The organism is Flavobacterium sp. FG68, assembly GCF_057808895.1.
This window is the reverse complement of sequence record NZ_JBMDIY010000050.1, coordinates 1-21,514: the sequence shown is the minus strand read 5'-3', so window position 1 is coordinate 21,514 and position 21,514 is coordinate 1. Positions and strand designations below refer to the sequence as shown.

The window sequence follows — 21,514 nt, the reverse complement described above, 5'->3', positions numbered from 1 at the left end:
AGCTGTTTTTTTTATATATTTCCACCTAATTATGATACATAAACTTGCTATAATATGGAACCCCTCAGATGGGATTCAAATCGGTTTTTTTACACTTCATTTCTACAGCCTTATGTTTCTAATCGCATTTGGCACCGGATGGTTTATAATGAAAAAAATATACGACCGCGAGAATGAATCTTTAGAAAAGCTCGACAAACTTTTTATCTATACAATAGCCGCCACGTTACTCGGCGCAAGATTAGGACACGTCTTTTTCTACGACTGGAATTATTTTTCTAAGCATCCTGAGGAAATCCTGCTTCCTTTCCGTTTTAGTCCGAAATTTGAATATACAGGTTTTACAGGACTTGCAAGTCATGGGGCTGCCATTGCAGTGATTCTGGTTGTTATCTGGTACAGCAAAAAAATAATCCATAAGCCTGTGTTCTGGGTGCTGGACCGTATCGTCATACCGGTAAGCAGCGGAGGGGTTTTTGTAAGGCTGGGAAATTTTTTTAATTCTGAAATTACAGGAAGACCAGTATCCTCCACGTTTCCTACAGCAATAAAGTTTGTCAGGGATGAAGATAATCTTTCCAGAGTCAAAGCCATGAGCATAACTGGTAAACAAGACTACAACCATGCCTATGATTTAATTGAAAAAGATCCCCGGTTTTCAGATATTCTCGCTGCCATACCCTACAAGCATCCCGCGCAGCTTTATGAAGCCGCAGGATACATCGTTGTTTTTATAATCCTTTACTATATGTACTGGAAAACCGATGCACGTACCAAACCTGGATTGATTTTTGGAATTTTTCTGGTTTTACTTTGGACAGTCCGCTTTTGTGTAGAATTTGTAAAGGCCAGCCAGGGAGGATTTGAGGGAAAAGACCCTGTACTGCTAACGGGCCAGTGGCTAAGTATCCCATTCATTTTAGTCGGTTTTTTTATAATTCTCAGATCATATAAAAGAAAATCACTTTTTAAGAACTGATATACATACAATTTATTTATATTAAATCACTATATTACAGCCCCCTTTAATGCAACTTATTTATTAATGCCGTTATAAATAACCATGTTTTAAAATGCCGGCCAGTATATAATCAATACTTATATTGTACGGGGGGAAATAACTTTTTTTTATTTAATTATGAAAGTAAATTTACTTACGCCTTAAAAACAATCCAAATGAAAAATATCAGCATTTTTATTGCAGTAGTATTATTCAGTACTCTTGGTTACTGCCAAAATGGTCCCAGAATTGAATTTGAAGATGCGGATAATACCATAGATTATGGTACAACTTCCAAAACTGATAATAAAGTTCGTTCATTTGAATTTAAAAACACCGGCAATGCACCGCTGCTGATCACACGCGCAGAATCAACACTAAGTTCAATTGTTGTTACAAAACCTGCTTCGGCAATTATGCCGGGTAAAAAAGGAAAAATTAATATCAAATACAACAATCTGACTGAAGGCCCGATTCGTAAAACAATTACCGTGGAGAGCAATGCCGTAAATTATCCTGACGGCAGGGTTGCCTTAAGAATTAAAGGGGAAGTCCTTTAAAAATAAAAGCTTAAAATAGTGAATAGCTGTTTTTGAAACTTTTGTGATCTAAAATATACCCGGTGAAGAATAATAGATATCGGAAGACGTAAAAAACAGAATCTATATTTGAAGACAAGACCAGATAATAATAAGGCTGCACTATTTGAAGGCAGCCTTATTAATCTTCTAAAAATGACAGGAGTCAGTTAGGAGCATCGTGGATTTAGTTCCATTTTTTTTCCTGTATTACTTGATGATTTCGCCCTGTTTTATTTCTTCCCCGGCTTTTAAAATAATACGGTCCGATGGTGACAAAGCCCCAAAAATTTCTGTATCATCTTTATTTGTCATGCCTTCCTTAACATCAACAAAGGCGGCCCTGCCCTTTTTAACTACAATGATATATTCTTTTTCGGTTGTCTGAACAATAGCCGTATTGGGCACCAGCAGGGATTTTGCCCCTGATACCATAGCAATTTTAACTTCTCCGTACATGCCGGGTTTTAGTTTATTATCGCTGTTGATCACATCTATTTCTATGGCTTCCGACCTCATGCTTCCCAAAGCATTGGCAACGCGGCTTATCTTTCCCGTATACTCTTTTCCCTGTATTGCATTAAAGTTAAAGGTTATGGCTTTATTCAGGTCAACTTTATCCACATAGTTTTCCGGCACGGCAACCTCTAAGCGTAATTTTCTGGTATCCTGTAAAACCAGCATGGGCTGGTCACTGGCCTTCCCTGGTGCCACAAGAGCCCCCGGGGATATATTTCGCTCTACTATCATACCATCAAATGGGGCATAGATATTAAGATAGCCCTGCATGGTTTTTACCGACTGGACATTAGATTTTTCGGAATTAGCCACTGCCCTATCAGATTTCATCTTGGACAACGCGCTGTCCAGTTCAAGGCTTGATACCGAGCCCGGTTCGGCCGCGGCCTCTTTGAGCCTGTTATACTTTTCCTTACTTGCATTTGCAGTTTCCAGCGCCTGCAGATAGCGCGAATTTGCTGCCTGAAGCTGTGATTCCATCTCAGGGGCTTCCAGTGTAAGGAGCAGTTCTCCTTTTCTAACCCTTGAACCACGGTCAACATAGATCGATTTTACAAACCCGTTTACGCGGGGAAATAAATTTACTTCGTTAAAAGGGTGCAGCTCTCCGGGCAAACGAACATAACTGGACAATGCTTTCTCTGTGATAGTACCAATTTCATATTGATTTGAATTATTTTGCTTTGTCTGGGTCAGGTCTACCGGTTTTTCACTCTGGCCGCAGCCAGCCAAAAGAACAAGGGATAAACCCAGTATACTTAATTTTGCTTTCATTTTTTTACATCGTTTAAATTTAAAATAGGTGATTCTTCGGGCATTAATGAGGGCGACTTATAAGTTGACTTCTCCTGCATCCATGCAAATACCAGCGGGAGTATAAACAAAGCTGCCAGTGTGGAGGCAAATAACCCCCCAATCACAGCGCGTCCCAGTGGAGCAGTCTGCTCGCCGGCCTCCCCCATTCCTGCTGCCATAGGCACCATACCTGCCATCATGGCTAAACTGGTCATAAGGATAGGACGTAAACGTATTGCAGCACTGGTAATAGAGGCGCGGGTTGCATTTTGAAATTCTAACCTGAGCTTTTCGCCATTGGTCACGATCAGGATTGCATTGGCAACAGATACACCTGTAGACATTATCATCCCCATGTAAGACTGGAGGTTAAGGGTAGATCCTGTTAACATTAAGGCCGTTAAGGAGCCTAAAATTACAGCCGGCACTGTTGAGAGTACAGTAAGTGAGAGCTTAAATGACTGATAATTTGCTGCCAGCAGTAAAAAGATAACCAGGATGGCAAAACCCAGACCCACCTGCAGACTATCCATGGTTTCGGTCAGTAAGTTGGACATTCCTTTTAATTCACATACCAAACCCTTTGGCGGCGATCCTAATCCCTTAAGGGCTTTTTCAACATCAGCTGTGGCAGTACCCAGGTTCATTTTATGGATATTGGCACTGACCGTTAAAAACCGTCTTGGTCCGGAGCGGTCATATTCACCCGGGTCATAATTTATTTTAAAATCTGCCACCTCGCCAAGCGTGGGTGTGTTTTGTCCTTTCAGCAGTGGGATTTCCTTTAATTCTTCTATAGTATTCATCGTAGACTCAGGTATCTGAACCTGAACCTGATACGTATATTGTTTATCCTCGTCCAGCCATTGGTTCTTCTCGGTAAAACGGCTTGAGGAGGTGCTGGCTGTAACAGAACGGGCCACATCTGTCACATTGAGTCCAAATTGCGAGATTTTTTTTCGGTCAAGTGTAATATCAATTACCGGTATTTTCAGCGGCTGCACGATCTGCACATCGCGCAGATAAGAAATCCCTTTGAGTTTGGCTACTGCCCTATGAGCATAACTTTCAATCTCCTGCATGTTTTTCCCTGTTACCCTTAATTCAATTGGTGTGGCAGCTCCCTGACTCATTATTTTCTCTGTCATGTCTATGGGCTCAAAGGTAAGGCGCAGCTCAGGTCTGGCATGAAGTATGTTTTTTCGCAGCGCATCTTTGAGCTCGTCCATATTAACTTTATAATTTTCATCGAGCTTGACCTGCAGTACAGCCTCGTGGGTGCCGGTATTAAAAATATAAAGGTTGCTGGTCCCGTAGCTGCTTGGAATTATTCCCACATAGCCCGAACTGATCTCAATATGGTGATCCACTGTTTTGTCAATAATGGATAATACCTGCTTAAACTTATCTTCGGTTCGCTCCAGGCGCGTACCATCGGGAGCCTTAATTCGGATAAGAAACTGGCCATTATTGACTTTGGGCATCATATCTTTTCCTATAACAACAAATCCAATCCCCGCTAAAACAACAACAGCAGCTAAATAAACAGAAACAATAAGTTTTTTCTTTGGCATCCAGTTTGTGATAATATTCATAAACTTCATTTTAACAATCTCAAAAAAATCATTATCTTTTGGATGTTCCACTTCATTTTCCAAATGTTCATTCACCTGAATTATTTCCACCTTATCCAGTGCCTCCCCGGCATGCGCGTGGAGCTGCTTATGATCATAATGCTGGTATTGCTCTTCTTTTATCAGCCAGTTGCTTAGAATAGGCACAACGGTCTGGGCAAGAATATAGGAGACGATCATCGTTAAGCCAATCGACATTGATAACGGCAGGAACATAGCCTTGGGCACACCATTCATTAGGAATGAGGGTGCAAAAACAGCCAGGATACACAGCAGGATAAGCAAAAGCGGGAAGGCTATTTCTTCACAGGCGTCATAAATGGCCCGCTTTTTTGATTTGCCCATTTCAAGATGCTGGTGGATATTCTCTATCGTTACTGTTGCCTGATCCACTAAGATACCAATAGCCAATGCAAGACCACTTAAGGTCATGATATTAATGGTTTGTCCAAAGGCCCCTAACAGCATGACTCCAAGCAGAATAGATACCGGAATCGTAATCACTACAATCAGACTGCTTCGCCAGTCACGCAGGAACAACAGTACCATCAATCCTGTAAGCAAGGCCCCCAGGCTGCCCTCGGTTATTAAACTTTTCACCGCATTGATCACAAAAACAGACTGGTCAAATTCATACGATACTTTTATGTCATCAGGCAGCAGATTCTGCATCTCGGGCAGTTTGCTTTTCAGGCCCTGCACGACAGACCATGTAGAGGCATCGGCAGTTTTTACAACCGGGATATAAACAGAACGCTTTCCATTAATCAGCGCATAATCAACGGTAATATCAGATGCATCGGCTACACGCGCCACATCTTTTACCAATACTGAAATTCCATTTTTAGTTTTGATTGGAATTTCACCAAACTCCTCCGATTTTTTTACCAGTGAATTTATCGTAGTGGTAAACATCGTATTATCAATACGAAGGTTACCCGAAGGCGACATCACATTGAATTTAGCTAGCGCTTCGACAACCTGGTCCGGGGTAAGGTCGTAACTGCGCAGTTTTGCCGGATCAATATTTACTGTGATAGAACGTGAATTAGCTCCAAATGGAGGAGGCGCTGATAATCCGGGCACAGAAGCAAACATGGGCCTGATACGGGTAGCTGCCATATCATAAATTTCTTTCAGGCTTCGATTTGGAGCTGACAACACCAGCTGTCCCACTGGTAAAGACGAAGCATCATAGCGCACTACCTGAGGCGGGAGCGCACCAGGGGGAAAAAACTTCATTGCCCGGTTAACCTGTAAAGCAACCTGAGCCTGCGCTTCGGCCATGTTTGTATTTTCATAAAAACTGATCTTAAGCATCGTAAGGCCCTGAATGTTCTTGGCAGAGATGTTTTTTATTCCATTAACGTACAGGAACTGATCCTGCAGACGGGTACTGAAAAAGCCTTCCATTTGCTGGGGCGACATACCGCCGTACGATTCTATTACATATATCGTGGGCAGGTTGAGCTGCGGAAAGATATCTATAGGGATCTTCACCGCGCTGAGTATCGCGAAAATCAAGAGGCTCAAGGTAATGACCACTGTAGTAATAGGCCGTTTGAGTGCTGAGGTAACCATTGACATAATAAACTAATTTAAAAGGTTTAAAAGCGAGCTGACTTGATTTGTAGTAACAGCTTTTTGAAATAGGGCGCTGATGTAAGAGAACCGTGCCTGTGCATAATCAGTTTCGGAACGGTATAAAATAGTAAGTGCTGCGTTGAGATCAATGATGTCAGTCAGACCACTTTTATGTAAAGACAGCTTTTGGCGGTATCCGGCTTTGGCAGCCTGAAGCTGGTTTGGAATTTCAGCCAGACGCTGCTGGGCGGTTTTTAACTCAAGGTCAGCCTGGCTGACTCCTAATGCCAGCAATGATTTCTGGGCAGCCAGATTCTTTAGGGCATAGTCGGTAGCCTTTTTCTGTGTCCGTAACTTTAATTGCTGATGCCTCAGATCAAAAAGGCTGTAAGAGATTCCCAGACCAACCAGGTAGTTGCTGCGGTCAAAGTCCAGACCGGTCGATAATTTATTGAAATGATCCTCAGCATCCACGCTTGCCCCACGCTCCCATGCAGCTGCTTCTAGTAGAACCTTAGGGTTATATTGTTTTTTTACAAGTTTTTCTTTATCACGGCTGTTGCTCACAAGAGAATTATAGTAATTAATTATAGGATGATTAGTGGTATCGGAAACCATAAGCCCGGAGATATCAGCCTGCTCTATAAGCCGAGTTTCTGCCAGTGTATCGGGCAGGATATTTTCAAAAGGCAGATCACTGATTGCAGCTAATTGAAGCTGGGTTTGTTTTAACTGATTATCAAGTTCAATATAGGTTAAACGTGCTTTGGAAAGTTCCGCTTCGGCGATACTGCTTTCTACAGCCGGCCGCACACCGCTTTTGACAAGGGATTTAATTGAGCGCACTATCTCCTCGTTGCGTTTTATAGCATGGGACTGTATAGAGCGAAAATCCTCTAACCGCAGCAGTTGCAGATAATTACCTATGGTATAGGCCTCGAGTTTATATTTTGCCTGCTGGAATTTATTTTTTTCAACTTCAATGTCCGATCTGGCTAAGTTATTCTGAGCCTGATAAGCCCCGAAATTATAGATCTCCCAGTCTAATGCGGCGATTCCTAAACTTGTAAGCACGGCACTTGTGTTGCTTTCAGTACGCACACCGCGTGAGTTGGACGGAACAATACCAAAACCAAAATAAGGTCCCGGTGTATTATTGTTTGTGCCTATATCAGCCTGGTAATTAAGTTTTAAAGTAGGCAGCCAGCTGGCGCGGGTCTCATTGGATCGTGCCTGTACAATAGCGACCGAAGCAGAGTCAGCAATTAAGCCCGGAGCTTTTTTATAGACGTTACTAAGCAGCTCTTTTAATGTAATGTGCTGCTGTGCATGACTGGTTATGGCTGCAAAAAGGCATAACGCAATAAATGCGCTTTGTTTTAGATAATGCATCATGATGATATATTAAAGATTATGGGATAAAAAAGATTTTCCTTTAAGCACACGGGAACGGATTTTAACGCCCTATAGCTATCATGTTTCCTGATCTGCAATAGAAACAGTTATTGTCTTTTTATTTGTACTGCTCTTTGATTCCATTCAATACGTATAAGAAAAAAGCATACATGGGAATGTGCGCAGAAGAACCTGTACCGTTTTCAATCTCATAAAATTTTACGATAACGCAATAGAAGGTCCAGACAAATAAACTGCAATCTGCAAATTAGGATAGGCGATGCAAAAAGGAATTGGAAATTTTACAGAATCTGTAAAATCATCAGAATATAAAACATTAAGTAAAAAAAGCAAAAGCTTAATAACTCAAGAGGTTAAAGAAACTGATAACAGGAATCTGTAAAATTGTACAGTTGTGCTAGAAAAGCTGATAAAGGTGCAGGAAATTGTTTCTTGATGCATATTTTTTTACCATACCCTCACATTTTTGGGTATCATAAAAGGATTTTAAAGTAATCCACTCACTGGAATATAAATCCGATAACAGGTAATTATCTAAGCTATCTGGAGGAACTGCCTTTTTATTGATCCCTTTGGTAACTAATGGATGAAATACTTCAATTTTATCCAGTGCATGATAGTTAGAATAATCTAATTTTTGGACTCCTTCTAAAGAGCAAAATTCAGTCCCTGAAAACATTTTTTTTACAAATGTACTTTCTGAAGTAAAATTTACAGCTACAGGCTCTGCTGCCTTAGCAAAAGCATTCCCACAAACGGAAATCCAAATCAGAATAATGTAAATAATTTTAAGACATTTCATTTGGGCTTCAAAATGAGAAGATTAGTTTTTGGATAGAATTCTCGGCTTCAAATTTACTATATTACAGGGCTAAACCATAAACTTTAACACAAATTTATAGATGTCAGGTTCCGCTGATTCTTTATAAGAAATAAATTATTTGATGCCTCAAATTAAACCTTTTGCTGTAAAACATATCTTATAATATTGTGAAAGAATTCAAGCTGCAGCTGCATTTAAATAATGCAACGATGGAGACCCTCATATTGAAAACTCAATCAAAAGCAGCAGAGCAAGAAGAATAGCAGGGTAACCCAAATATTGAAAATTTAATTTCAGAATAAAACAAAAACTTAAAAAAATGAAAATCAAAAACGTACTGCCGATACTTCTATTTCTGACAAGTTTTTCATTTTACGCACAAAATGAAAAAACAAACGAGAAATTCGAAAAAATCAAAGCTTATAAAATTTCTTATTTGACCGAAAAGCTCCAGCTTACTTCTACTGAAGCTGAGAAATTCTGGCCTGTTTACAATACTTATGACGATAAACAATTTAAGCTGCGTCATGAAAAAATGAAAACATATTTACGAAAACTCAATGATGATAATATCAATTCCATTTCAGAAAAACAAGCAACAATGCTTTTGTCACAAATAGAAAGTACCAATAGGGAATTATATCTATTGAAGAAAAATTATATCAGCAGTCTTCAAAAAATACTTCCGGCAAAAAAAATATTAAAGCTTAAAAAATCTGAAAATGATTTTAACCGAAAATTGTTAAAACAATATCGGGATAAAGAAGGTGAAAATTAATACCACAAAATAAATAACAGCGATAGGAACCCTATATAATAATACTTACTTTATTATTTAGGGTTCTTATTATTTTAACCAGATCCGGGAACAGAAAAGTGAAACAAAAAATACGGTATCCTTATCTTTAATTACAATTTGTAATTCGGGGATTATTTAATGCACCGCACTGGAAAGAATATTTGCTCTGTGGATATAATGGCGAAGGGTTATCGGTTACTTCGAGTGGCGATAGTACCTGCCCATTATAGCTCGGCATTGTTACCTGCTCTTTAGACCCATTGCCAAGGGCTGTATTTTTAGCAGTCAAATTTCCATTAAAACTATAATCAATCATGGCATCAAGTAATCTGTAAATCCCATAATAGTCATAGGCATCATACGAACTTTGTGTATTGGGAAGATTATGCTCAGCTGTGTAAGTAAAAGTCGATAAAACTGATTTTTTTATTAAAATAAAATCTTTTTCAGAGTTTGGAATATTTATATTTTTAAAAATATCAATTGCCAGCCTATGATCATTTGTTACGTCATCATTATAGACCTGAGTTATTAATTTTGTGTTTTCCGGGAAACTTTCTAATTCCTCCTGCGTAATTTGGTAAGAATACCATTGTGCCATTGCAAAAATAAAACGTCCGTTCTGCCCCCAGCCTTCATCAATAAATCCTCTATGAGCCAAAGCAAAAGAAGCTCCCCCACCAAAGGAATGCCCCATGAAGCCTACTTTTTTTGTATCAATTATAGCAGGATAATCTGTAGCAGCTTCTTTGAAACTTTCCCAAAGTGTCTCGTATCGTTCATCGACCGTTACACCCGTGGTTGGATATGGAGCAAATACTACCACATAACCTTTCTTTGCAATAAACTCATACAGGCCTATATTATATGCACTTTCTTCACCTCCGTAAGGGTGCGAATAAAAAATGACAGGTTTTGGTGAAGTAATATCTTTTGGATAAAATATTTCAACATTTTTCCCACTGTATAATGGGCTTGGAAAACTAATTTTTGCTACCTGATAATTGCCGTCCGAACCATATCCTGTTTTTGGTCTGGAAATAGGTCCTGCCAAATCATCATCTATATATGCAGAATCTTGATTTGAATCATCTGCGTCATTTTTTGAGCAGGACAATAATAGAAAAAAAGAGATAACAAATAAAATTGGGGTCTTCATTTTTTATGTATTTTAAGATTATTTTAGTAAGACTGCTTTTGTTTAAAATGGTTTAATTCGGAATTTTAAACAAAGTTAGCACATTCAATTAAGCAAGTTGGCAAGCACCGATTTTCATTAAAAGAGAATCCACAAACTTCTGCCACCTTTAGGAAAAGTAGATGTACTTCGAATAACCGCTAAACAATTTGGAAATATTTTAATTTTTTGAGGGAAATCAGCATTACCATCAGCACCCCAATCCACACAATTAGAATTCTTTTACTACCGCTGCATTTATAATTATCAACAATATATCAACGTCCCAAAGCTTATTTACCAAACCTTAAAATAGAAAAAATGCCGCAATTATGGGTTATCAATCCATAAAAGAGGCATTTTTCTGAACGACATTCACAACCAAAACCCTATATAGCAATGGATAACAAATCAATTAATATCGTGTTTTCTAATCTTTTAATCAAACCACAACTGATCTTTCTTTATCTATTTTGTTTGGTCCAATATCGTGTTTTCTAATCTTTAATCAAACCACAACTAGATTCCATCACCAGTGATTTAGCTAAGAAATATCGTGTTTTGTAAGCATTAATAAAGCCATAGATCTAACTTCATTTCATTTTCATTAATATCAAATATCCTGTTTTCTAATCTTTAGTCAAATCAGAACACGTAAATGGTTATAATCAAAATCGAATATCGATTTTTGTTCTGGTTTGGATGTTTAAGACAGAAAATATCATTAAAAAACTGCTTTTAAATTACACTTTTTGAATCTTTCCAGAAACCGAAACTTTTACTTTAATTGGTTTAAAAGTTTCCCATCCCGTTTTTCCATCACCAAAACTTCGAATTCCAACATAAAAAGGCTGAAAATTATTCTGTATAGATGACTCCGAACTTAATCTAAATTCATAAAATTTAGACGATAACTTCTGCACCCTAAATAGGTTCTCTTTCAAATTTTCATAATCTGGATCTTCCCAATCAATTTCCTCCTCATTTAAACGGAGTAAAAACATATCATTAATCTGCAAAGTGGTAATTATTTCACTGCCATCTGCCGGCAGTTGATAGATTGGAAACCCTTTTCTTTTTCTTTCTACAACGGTCCAAAATGTAACTACCTCTTCTTTTAAAATCCCTTTTATATCTTTGTAAATTAATACATGATGATTATTTCTTGGATTTACCCATTGATTTAGATCATCTTTTAACTGCTCGGCTCCACCAATATTTTCTTTCATTCTTATTTTTAAAATAGGAACCGGGCTTCCATTTTTATTAGGCAAAAATATTTGTGGATGTTTAATTCCATTTTCATCAACGGTAAAAAATGTATTTAAAGGAATGGAGCCTTTTACAAATCCACCTAATTCTTGAATTCTTTTATGTATTAATTTTTTAATCGTCTCGTCAACTACTTTTTCTAATTGCTTTTCAGTTGTTAAACTATCAATTGCCTTTCTAACATGAAATGCTTTCTCTCCATTAAAGTTTCGCTTTCCAAAAACAGTTTCTTTATGCAATTGTCCTCTTGCTGCTACTCCAATATTTTTAAAAACAACTCCATTTTTTTTCACTCTGCGGGTCTTAATAGTTACAATATTATTTAGTCTTTTATGTGAAATCAATATTTTGTCAACCGCTTTTTCAGCATCAAAATTAAATCCAACCCAAGGCAGCGGGAAGTTCTTTAATTCTGATTTCCTGTCATATCGATTCCATCTCGATAATTCTTGCAAATGACTTGAATTTACACATGCCATAACTAATGCATCTATAGCATGATGACGGTAATCTTCACGGGATTTAGCATCGTTATCTGTATTTAATATATGGTTCAATCCCCACTTTTGACGAAGATTAGAAGTCAGTTGCCCGGGTGATACATTTACTTTTCTACAAATTAGTGACAAATAATCTTTAGCTTCTTTGCTTATATGTCGAGTATCACTTAATTGGTAAGATGAAAAATCATCATCAAATTTTTGCTGCACAAATCTTTTAAATTTTTGATATGCATTTGGATACTCTTTTGTGTCAGAAAATAATTTTAATGCCCTTTCTTTAATATTTGTCCAAGCGGACTCATCATTTCCATAAAACTCAAAAGGCGTTCTGTCTCCTTTAAATCTGCTTTCATCAGCATAACATAACGTCTTATTATTAAAGCTATCATTTAATGAGCGACTCCAAGGGTGAATATGTTCTATTTGAATTTCACCTGTAAATAATTTAGCAATAGGAATTGGAACGCCAGTATACGCACAAGTTTGTTTGCACTCCTCCCAAAGCTTAAATTTTAGAATGTTATCATGAGAAACTCTTGTATATTTTTCAACTTCCGTTTTAACTCTATCGTTTTCTCTTTCTAACCGTTTTTGATCCCTGCGAATTTTATTTCGCTGTGATTTGGATATTTTTAAATCGCGAGCCATTTCGACTTTTATTTCGTCAAGTTGTCCGTGGTCATCAATTAATTCATTAACGAGCTTACGCAATTCAAACAACGCAGTAATAACAATAGGATTTCTAAGAGCTTGAATTTCCTTGTCCGCTTTTTTTCCAATTGGTAATTTCTCGAACAATGATGTTACATCATCTGCTACAGAATGATGATAGAGTTTTTTTAGTTGTTTGTCATCAAACTCAAATTCTTTACGAAGCAAATCTTTTACTGTATCTATAAAGCTTCCAGAGTTTTTTGATCTGATAATTCCTTCAATATTCTCAATTAAATCTAATTGCCTTTGATTATTTTCAACAGTATCGTTTTGCCATTTATCTCCACAAGCATTTTTAACGCCTCCCATTACAACTGCAACATCATAGGTATATCCTTGTCGCATAAATGGCAAAATATTACCAATAGCTTTTCTGCTTAAACTCGCATAACCATCTTTTACATTGAAATTTGATATTGTATGAGCTTGCTCTTCTGTAAAACTCCAATTTTTAACCGCATATTCTCTAAGATTCGATTTACTGTCAAAAAAATACAAAACATGCCAAATATCTTCTTGCTGTTTATCTGAAAACTCAAACCATTTTTTACCAAAGAATTTTTTATTTGATAAATTAGAAATAGTGTATGTTCCAACAATTTTATCATCATCTTTATAATTAAATTTAAATTCAGCACTCTCTTTGCCAATTGCTTTTCGCAATTTTTTAAATTCTATTTTTTCAAATGATAATAGTTGTTCAACTAATTTTTCTTGTTCTTCTTTAGATACTTTCTTACCATTATATTCAACTGTATTTACCCATTGATAAATCCTGAACATTTCAAAAGGAATTGCATTAATTGGGCATTTAGTTTTAGCTGGTTCAAAAGAACATTTACCAACCAAATGTTTTTGAGAGCGCAAAGGTCGCTGATGAAATAAAATTCCGTCTTCTTTGTAACCATCTAATTTCCTTCCACCAAATAAAATTTTCAATTCTTCATTTAAATTTGTATGGAATTGTGCTTGTTTACTCCATATTAGTTCAAATTCATCTACATACATTTTCCGTGTTGTATATCTATTTCTAATTCTTTCCAAACCATTTTGAAAAGGGCGGTTTTCTTTTGGATAAATTTCAAATAGATATGCACCCAATGTTTTATCTTCTATACTCTCTAATGTATGATCAATTCCTATTTTTCCTTCTTTTTGATTGCCTTTAAAAATGGCTCCGTCATCAATCCCCCCCTTTCTGCTATTGCTCAAAAATCCACGTCTCTGAATCAAATGATAAAAAATTCTGCCAATTTCCTCTAATGATAATTTTTCGTTTAAGGCTTTGTGTCGAAGTTCGTATGGATTTAATGCAAACCATTTTGCCAGCTTAGCTGTTGGAAATAATTTTGTTTTTTTCCAATCTTCTAAATCTTGATCATCCATTGGACACATATTATTTTCAGAAAGTTTTTGAAGTAAAATTTTCTTTCTTAATCTTCTCCTAAAAAATTGACGTCGAACTCCTCTTGCACCAGTTCTACTTGCATTTTTAGAAATTTCATTATCACCATCGCCAAGATTTTCAACTCCCATTGGAAATATTCTACTTCCTATTCCTAAAATCTTATTTAACTTATCGTCAATTAATGCCCAGCCTATTGAGTTTGTCCCTAAATCCAATCCTAAAATTCTTGCCATAGTCATTAAAAATTAATCTGCATGGATTTTACCATTAAAAAAAATAAAGTAATTACTGTTTTGCTTATTCAAACCAATTTATTTTTTCTATACATTTGTAACTGATTAAAATTTCTAATCTTTAATCTTATCACAATAAGGCTATATGCCGCAGATGAAAATCTTTAGTCCTGCTTCGGTAGGACTTTTTTATTATGTCTCTATGTTGTACTGCCTCTACTATTTTTGATATGGGTAAAGCTGAAACCCAAGCCTTAGAGGGTTCTTTCACTGTAAATTCTCTTTTTAAAATATTTGGAACAACGAAATGATTATGTTTTGAATTGGTTGTTAGTTTAAATTTCTTACTCAATTTACTGTATAAACCTAATTGCTTCATGTATTTCGCTGCCGTTATTCTGGATATTTGATACCCAATATTTGCAGCTCTAAAGTAATCCTAAGGCTCCCATATCACTGTTTAGCAGTAAAATAGACGGAGGTTATTGTTGCTTTTATAAAATTACTCCTTTATCTATTCCTGAAATAACTTGTTTTTCCATTTATAGTAACGGCTGTTACTTATTTCTAAAACTTTGCACCTCTTTCAATCGAATATATTTTTTCATTGTCTTTTATGAAAAGATAAATCATCGATCTCCCATGGAAAAACGCTTATTGCCTTTTCCAGGAAAACTTCCCGTTCTAAATTCTTGATAATTATGGCGCCACTTATAACGCAAAGCAGTTGTTATCTCAAGTTCCTTAGAAAGTTGAGAGATATTATCTCTTTCATAACTTAATTGAACTGCTTTCTCTTTGGAAAATGCGGTTGTAATTTTTGCGATTTTCTTTCATGGCCTACAGCTAAGATTTTGTCCTTAACTAAAACTCCATGCTAAGTGAGCACATCCAAATAGAATCTGTAAAGTAAGACGATTGTGCTAGAAGAGCTGGTAAAGATGCAGGTAATTGTTTCTCGAAGTATATTTTTTTAAAATACCCTCACATCTTCTGGTATCATATAGAGATTTTAAAGTAATCCATTCAATGGAATATAAATCCGATAACAGGTAATTGTCTAAACTATCTTCAGGAATTGCCTTTCTACTCATACCTTTAGGGGCTAATGGATGCAATACATCAATTTTATTTAGTGTATGATCGTTACGATAGTTTATTTTTTTGACTACTTCTAAAAAACTAAGTTCAGTCCCTAAAAATTTTTCCTTTACGAAAGTATTTTCTGCAGTCAAATTTTCACATACAGGTTCTGCTGCCTTACCAAAAGCATTTCCGCAAACGGAAATCCAAAACAGAATAATGTAAATAATTTTAAGACATTTCATTTGGGTGGCAAAAATTGAGAAGTTAATTTTTGGATAGAATTCTCGAGTCCAAATTTACTGTATTGCAAGTCTCTACCAAAAACTTTAACACAAATTTTCAGAAGTTAAGGTTGTGCTAATATCTAAAAGAAAAACTAAGTTGGGAGAACTAAGGTTCTGTCGCATCTGTCAGAATAAAATATAAGTTTTTAAATGATTTAAAAGTTAAACTGCCAATTTACAAAATGATTTAAACATAGTTATCCCTGGTCTAACCATTTGATTCTTTCTCAGCATATGCACAACTTCAATTCCGATCAATGTTCGTCTGGCCGATTCAAAACTTTTAAAACCTAATCCGTTTTGTATACGCCATTTTATAAAACGATGATCCTCTTCTACAATATTGTTGAGATATTTACACTGCCGGATTTTAATCTTTGAGAATGAACGTTTATTATATACTTTGATCGCTGCGATATTAGAACCGCTTTTATCAATGTTTATTACTCTTGGCAGGTAATTATTAGCAATTGCTTTAATTAGAAATGACTGAGCACTCATTCTTTGTCTTTTTCTGGTCAAAAGAAAGTCAACCGTATTGCCTAATTTATCTGCTGCTCGATATAATAACACCAAATACCTTTTACTTTGATGTAGGTCTCATCCAATCTCCAACTCGCCCCCACTCTGCCTTTTCTCTTCTTCATCTCTGCCTCAAGCAAAGGTGCAAACTTATAAACCCAACGCTGAATCGTGGCATGATCCACAATGACTCCTCTAATCTTCATTAGTTCTTCAACATCCCGGTAACTAAGTGTAAATCTTAGCTTGAAATATACTGCCTGAAGAATTATGTATTTTGGATAACAATGACCTTTAGTATTCATCTTTTGATCGGTTTAAAATTCTAAAGATAAAAGTTATTCCCAGATGCGACAGAACCCTAAAATAAGCTTTACAACAAATAAATTTGAGCTTCTCAACAAAATTAAAAAACTTCTTATTAGTGAACTTTGTATTAACAAACAAGACTTATCAACAGGTCTGTAAAAAAACAACAAAATGAAAAAAATAGATCACAATTATGTGAACGGACAGTTCACAATTGCAAATGGAAAAGAGTTTTTAGATATTATTAATCCTTCAACTGGTAACCAAATAGGTACAGTAGTAATGAGTGAAGAAGCAGACATTCTTACTGCAATAGAAAGTGCAAACCTTGCCTTCCCATTATTTTCCAGAAGCACTAAAAATCAGCGTATGGAATATCTGCAACAACTACACGATGCGGTAATGTCCGGTTTGGATGAGCTTTCGGAGGTAACTATAGAAGAATATGGTGCAACCTTACAGCGCTCACAATGGTCAAACCGTTACGCAGCCGAGACATTCCTGCATTTCAAAGATATTTTACGAGACTTTGATTTCGAACGTAACATAGGTGAATCACGAATAGAACTTGTACCTGTAGGCGTTACTGCAATTATGACGGCCTGGAATGCTAATTCCGGATCGATCTGTGTCAAGGTCGCCGCTGCCATTGCATCAGGTTGTACAGTTGTTATCAAGCCTAGTGAACTTAGCGCCATACAATCTCATGTGCTAGCCAACTGTTTTGATAAAGCAGGTCTTCCCCCTGGTGTCATAAATATCGTTCATGGCAGAGGCGATGTGCTAGGTACAGTCCTTTCCACTCATCCGGCTATTGCCAAAATTCTATTCACTGGCTCTACCATGGTAGGAAAAATCATTGCTCGTAATGCAGTGGAGACTATGAAACGCGTTACACTTGAATTAAGTGGAAAATCTCCGAACATTATACTCGACGATGCAGATTTAACTAAGGCAGTACCGATGGCAATCAATGCCTGTTTTATGAACAGCGGTCAGGCATGTATTGCAGGTACCCGATTGTTGGTCCCAGAACATCTATTGCCTGAGGTTGCAAAAATTGCAGAAGAAACAGTAAGAGCTATAAAAGTAGGAGATCCTCTTGATGAACACACAGCAATTGGCCCTATGGCAAGCACTAAGCAATACGACAGAATACAACATTATATCAATCTTGGTATTGAAGAAGGTGCCAAAATACTTGTTGGCGGCTTAGGACGACCAGAAGGATTAACAAAAGGTTATTATGTACGTCCAACGGTCTTTGTGAATGTAACTAATGACATGACTATTGCCAGAGAAGAAATATTTGGACCTGTACTATCTATTATAACATATCGTAATGAAGACGAAGCAATTGCCATTGCAAATGATACAATTTACGGCCTGCATGCGTATGTAAGTTCTTCTGACCGAAAACGTGCCGAAAGAGTTGCATCGCAAATCAATGCGGGAAGAGTTGGTATCAATACTATTTACCATGATCCGTTAGCTCCTTTTGGAGGATTTAAACAATCCGGCATTGGTCGAGAAGGTGGAATTTATGGCCTTGAAGAGCAATTGGAATCTAAAGTGATCATTGGTTAAACTTGGTATGTTATTAAAATTGACCCTATCATATCAAATTTTATTTACCGCCTGAACTCCGTTTTAATTTATCCGATCTGCAATACAATTTATAGTACAGCAAACTAAAAATGAAACGTTGTGCATACTCACCTAGCCCCGATAGAAGTGGAAATCCTTTTGTGCCGGGGTTCGGCACAAAAGATTGGAACGGATAGCGGGAAAAAGCTCCAAAAAAATAAGATTAAACCTAAAAAACTCAGCGATCAGCAAATAAAACGACACATTCCCATACAACCAAAAATTACGACAAGGACCACCGTAATTCCCAAAACCAAAACAAAGCCCCAAAACACGCAGCTCCAGAGAGCAGCCCCTATGACCCGGAGACCCCCCGTAAGGAACCCCAAAGCGGCCCCAAAGACATCACCGGGAAGGACATAGAGAACGACCTTATAGATAATAACAGCAGAATGATACTAATTTGAACCCGGATGTAAGGAAAAATATTAAACTAATAACCAAATCTTTGTATCTTTATTCAAAGCTGTTATGTTATTATTTAAACTTTTATATCTTGGAGAAATCATCGGTTTATTTTGACAGTATACTCAGGAAACTTGCCCGGAGTTACCCCGGTGCCTGTACCTTAGAAGAGCTGGCATCCCTTGTAATGCCCCCCTGTAATGTCCTTAAAACATTCAGCAAAAATATCGATGTGCAGAGGGAAAACCAGGCAAAAATATTAGAAGCCCTGATCGCGCTGGATGACAAGTGGTATATTGTCCTGGACCCGGATACCGATGAAAGCCGCATCACCCTGAAAGGCCTTATTGAAATAAACAATGCGGCATACTGCAATTAATCCCCTGTTTTAACAAATTACGGGAGCTGCCGGGAATACATATATTCATTATAGCAGCGGTAAATCCTGGGCACTCTGTAATCCATTAAGGCGCAATAGGGATAAATCAGCCCCCAAAATCCCGGTTTATTATTACGGCAGATCAAAAAGAAATGACCGGATTATCAAAAAACCAGCGTGCCTCTCAGCCCAGAACCGCCCAGCCGGGTTTTAAGATCATCCACCAGTTCATAGAGATAAAAAAAGTGATAAAACACACCCCAGGCCTGATCTTCATCTGAGTCAGCACACCCGGCATCAGATATTGTTTTTTTAACCAGATTTAGATGAGTATTTTAATTTTAATTGTTAACTTTAATTAAAATTAGATTATTAATTAAATAACACGCAATTATGATAACTTTCAAAAAGATCTGCGCCCTATTGATGCTTCTTTTTTCGATTGTAAACTCTGCCCAGAATAAAAGCACTTCTAAACTGGACAAAATAATAAAAAAAGATTACCAGGTCATTGAGTGCAGCATTTCAAAAATGTCTGACACTGCCGTGGAATATTCCCTGCCGGGGGAAACGATGGTGATTTCTCTGGAGGTAAACAAAATTGCCAGAATTGATTTTGCAAGCGGCAGATCCCAGAGCTTCAATACAGCTGCAGGCACTGTCACCAATGCTGGTTTGCCGGCATCCCAGGTTACTGAAAATGCCCCTGTGAAAACCAATACAATTGCCGTGCTTCCCATACCCTATGTGAATTCAGATAACCTTCAGAGTTCCGAGGATATGGCCAAATTTGCACAAAACGACATCTACAACAAACTCATTGACAAGTCTTCGAATATCTTCCCGCTGACCGTACAGGATTTAAGGGTGACCAACAGCCTGCTGCATAAGGCCGGTATCAGCAGCGCCAATATTGATGATACGCCCATTGAGGAGCTTCAGAGAATCTTAGGGACGGATAATATCATTGCCGCTAAAATCTCCTATACCATAACCCAGGGGCAGACCACCTCGACCTACAATTCAGGGACTGCCAAAGTAAATGAGAGCAGCACCAGGGCCAAAGCAAACAGTACATCGGTGACCAGTTCAAACACCCAGGAGTATTACCATTATACGGTTTATTTTGATATGTACAAAAACGGCACGAAAATCTATACCCAGAGCAGAAAACCATTTCTTAACCTGAAAGACAGCTGGATCGATTCGATCACCTACCTTTTAAAGCGAAGCCCTATTTATACCAGATAATCTGCTTAAAGGGAAATGCTTCAATTCTATATCTTATTTACTCAATCCAGGTGCGGCCAGGCAGCAGAACCACTCTTTAGCAGGCAGCCGCCCTTTTTAAAAAGACCAGTCCATTATGAGCCATACCTGCAGGAACTGCGGCAATGTATTTGAGGGAAACTACTGCAATGTCTGCGGACAGGCCGCCCATACCCCTGAAATCAACGCTTCTTTTGTCTTTGATGACCTCAAGCACGGCCTTATGCACCTCGACGGGGGGATCCTGCATTCGGCTCGCGAGCTCTTTACAAGGCCCGGGCACAGCATCCGCGATTATATTGAAGGAAAACGCATCAAACACTACAGGCCTTTTTCAATGCTTCTGGTCGTTGCAGGTTTTTATGCGCTTTTATATCATGCCCTTAGGATAGATCCCTTCAAGGATATAAATGACAGCACGCTGGACTACAAAGATCTCAACGAGTGGATCTCACACCACTTCCCCATCATTACCCTGATGCTGGTCCCGCTTTTATCATTGAACTCTTTTTTGCTGTTCCGCAGCCAGGGCTATAATTATACCGAGCATCTGGTGGTCAATGCCTTTTACAGCACCCAGAAGCTCTGGACACGGATCCTGGCCCTGCCCCTGATGCTCTTTACAGACCAGGCCGATCTGCTTATGAAGCTTCTTATCGGAATCGATTTTCTTCTCATGCTCTGGGTCTACGGACAGTTCTTCAAAAATATGACCAGGGCCGGGATTTTTCTGCTGAGCCTTGCGGCAGCCGTTTTAAATTTAGTACTGCTGACACTGTTCACTTCAATTATAATATTGATCAAAGTACCCGAAGCCGGATAAGGGATTCCTGCATCGGCTGTGAAAGAAAGCCTATGATTTAAAAGACCTCTCTTTTCCCAGAGACCGTGCCGGTAAACGCGCTTCTGTGAAATGGATACCTTTTTTGCCAAAAAAGTTAAGGCAGTTTCTTTTACATTAAGTAATTAAAGTAAAAAATATTAGAGAACATTTTGCGGCAAAATCAAAGATAAAACAATATCTATTCTGCATCAATCTCCAACAACACATTCAAACCAAATAAAAGACAGCCTCTAGATCGAGTAAGCCAGTCTCTTGAGATCTGGATATGCAAACAAAAACTGGAGAAAAAGTTAAGCTACATTTTTATAATTAGT

The 21,514-nt window shown here is 37.6% G+C and carries 15 protein-coding genes; 7 read left to right on the top strand and 8 right to left on the bottom strand.

Annotated elements, in window-relative coordinates; translation table 11 throughout:
• Positions 1–31: 31 nt before the first annotated feature.
• Both lgt and ACODSB_RS22660 read left to right on the top strand, forming a co-directional pair.
• Entirely contained in the window at positions 32–979 is a 948-nt protein-coding gene (lgt, locus tag ACODSB_RS22665) for a prolipoprotein diacylglyceryl transferase (protein ID WP_488938695.1), read from the top strand.
• A 197-nt stretch (positions 980–1,176) separates the two neighbouring features.
• Positions 1,177–1,560 carry a DUF1573 domain-containing protein gene (locus tag ACODSB_RS22660; RefSeq protein ID WP_488938694.1) on the top strand — a complete coding sequence of 128 codons (384 nt, stop codon included), beginning with the start codon at positions 1,177–1,179 and terminating at the stop codon, positions 1,558–1,560.
• A 228-nt stretch (positions 1,561–1,788) separates the two neighbouring features.
• Here the strand turns inward: ACODSB_RS22660 and ACODSB_RS22655 are convergent, their stop codons facing one another.
• The 4 genes from ACODSB_RS22655 to ACODSB_RS22640 form a co-directional block, all read right to left on the bottom strand.
• The gene (locus tag ACODSB_RS22655; protein ID WP_488938693.1) at positions 1,789–2,871 is read right to left on the bottom strand and encodes an efflux RND transporter periplasmic adaptor subunit; all 1,083 of its coding nucleotides are present in this window, start codon (positions 2,869–2,871) and stop codon (positions 1,789–1,791) included.
• Positions 2,868–6,113, bottom strand: a complete 3,246-nt coding sequence (locus tag ACODSB_RS22650) for an efflux RND transporter permease subunit (RefSeq protein ID WP_488938692.1) — start codon at positions 6,111–6,113, stop codon at positions 2,868–2,870. Before ACODSB_RS22650 ends, ACODSB_RS22655 begins: the two co-directional genes overlap by 4 nt.
• A 6-nt stretch (positions 6,114–6,119) precedes the next feature.
• Positions 6,120–7,505: a TolC family protein gene (locus ACODSB_RS22645; protein ID WP_488938691.1), complete on the bottom strand. Its 1,386-nt coding sequence runs from the start codon at positions 7,503–7,505 to the stop codon at positions 6,120–6,122.
• 418 nt (positions 7,506–7,923) lie between these two features.
• Positions 7,924–8,328: a hypothetical protein gene (locus ACODSB_RS22640; protein WP_488938690.1), complete on the bottom strand. Its 405-nt coding sequence runs from the start codon at positions 8,326–8,328 to the stop codon at positions 7,924–7,926.
• 340 nt (positions 8,329–8,668) lie between these two features.
• On the opposite strand from ACODSB_RS22640, the gene ACODSB_RS22635 reads away from it, so the two are divergent.
• Complete coding sequence (locus ACODSB_RS22635; protein WP_488938689.1) at positions 8,669–9,127, top strand: sensor of ECF-type sigma factor; 459 nt, start codon at positions 8,669–8,671, stop codon at positions 9,125–9,127.
• Positions 9,128–9,254: 127 nt separating this feature from the next.
• Here the strand turns inward: ACODSB_RS22635 and ACODSB_RS22630 are convergent, their stop codons facing one another.
• From ACODSB_RS22630 to ACODSB_RS22615, 4 genes are all read right to left on the bottom strand, one after another.
• Positions 9,255–10,307 carry an alpha/beta hydrolase gene (locus tag ACODSB_RS22630; RefSeq protein WP_488938688.1) on the bottom strand — a complete coding sequence of 351 codons (1,053 nt, stop codon included), beginning with the start codon at positions 10,305–10,307 and terminating at the stop codon, positions 9,255–9,257.
• Positions 10,308–11,068: 761 nt separating this feature from the next.
• A complete protein-coding gene (gene cas9 / locus ACODSB_RS22625) occupies positions 11,069–14,455 on the bottom strand; it encodes a type II CRISPR RNA-guided endonuclease Cas9 (RefSeq protein WP_488938687.1) in 3,387 nt (1,128 codons plus the stop codon).
• 923 nt (positions 14,456–15,378) lie between these two features.
• Entirely contained in the window at positions 15,379–15,783 is a 405-nt protein-coding gene (locus ACODSB_RS22620; protein ID WP_488938686.1) for a hypothetical protein, read from the bottom strand.
• A gap of 204 nt (positions 15,784–15,987) precedes the next feature.
• Positions 15,988–16,652 (bottom strand): IS6 family transposase gene (locus ACODSB_RS22615; protein WP_488938685.1). Its coding sequence is split into 2 segments (ribosomal slippage): positions 15,988–16,391 and positions 16,391–16,652, totalling 666 coding nucleotides; the frame shifts between segments, so codons are not numbered across the junction.
• Between the two features lie 175 nt (positions 16,653–16,827).
• On the opposite strand from ACODSB_RS22615, the gene ACODSB_RS22610 reads away from it, so the two are divergent.
• From ACODSB_RS22610 to ACODSB_RS22595, 4 genes are all read left to right on the top strand, one after another.
• Complete coding sequence (locus ACODSB_RS22610) at positions 16,828–18,243, top strand: aldehyde dehydrogenase family protein (protein WP_488938684.1); 1,416 nt, start codon at positions 16,828–16,830, stop codon at positions 18,241–18,243.
• A gap of 556 nt (positions 18,244–18,799) precedes the next feature.
• Positions 18,800–19,087: a hypothetical protein gene (locus tag ACODSB_RS22605; RefSeq protein WP_488938683.1), complete on the top strand. Its 288-nt coding sequence runs from the start codon at positions 18,800–18,802 to the stop codon at positions 19,085–19,087.
• A 393-nt stretch (positions 19,088–19,480) separates the two neighbouring features.
• On the top strand, positions 19,481–20,338 hold the full coding sequence (locus ACODSB_RS22600) for a hypothetical protein (RefSeq protein ID WP_488938682.1): 858 nt from the start codon (positions 19,481–19,483) through the stop codon (positions 20,336–20,338).
• Positions 20,339–20,453: 115 nt separating this feature from the next.
• The gene (locus tag ACODSB_RS22595) at positions 20,454–21,179 is read left to right on the top strand and encodes a DUF3667 domain-containing protein (protein ID WP_488938681.1); all 726 of its coding nucleotides are present in this window, start codon (positions 20,454–20,456) and stop codon (positions 21,177–21,179) included.
• The last annotated feature ends 335 nt before the right edge of the window (positions 21,180–21,514 follow it).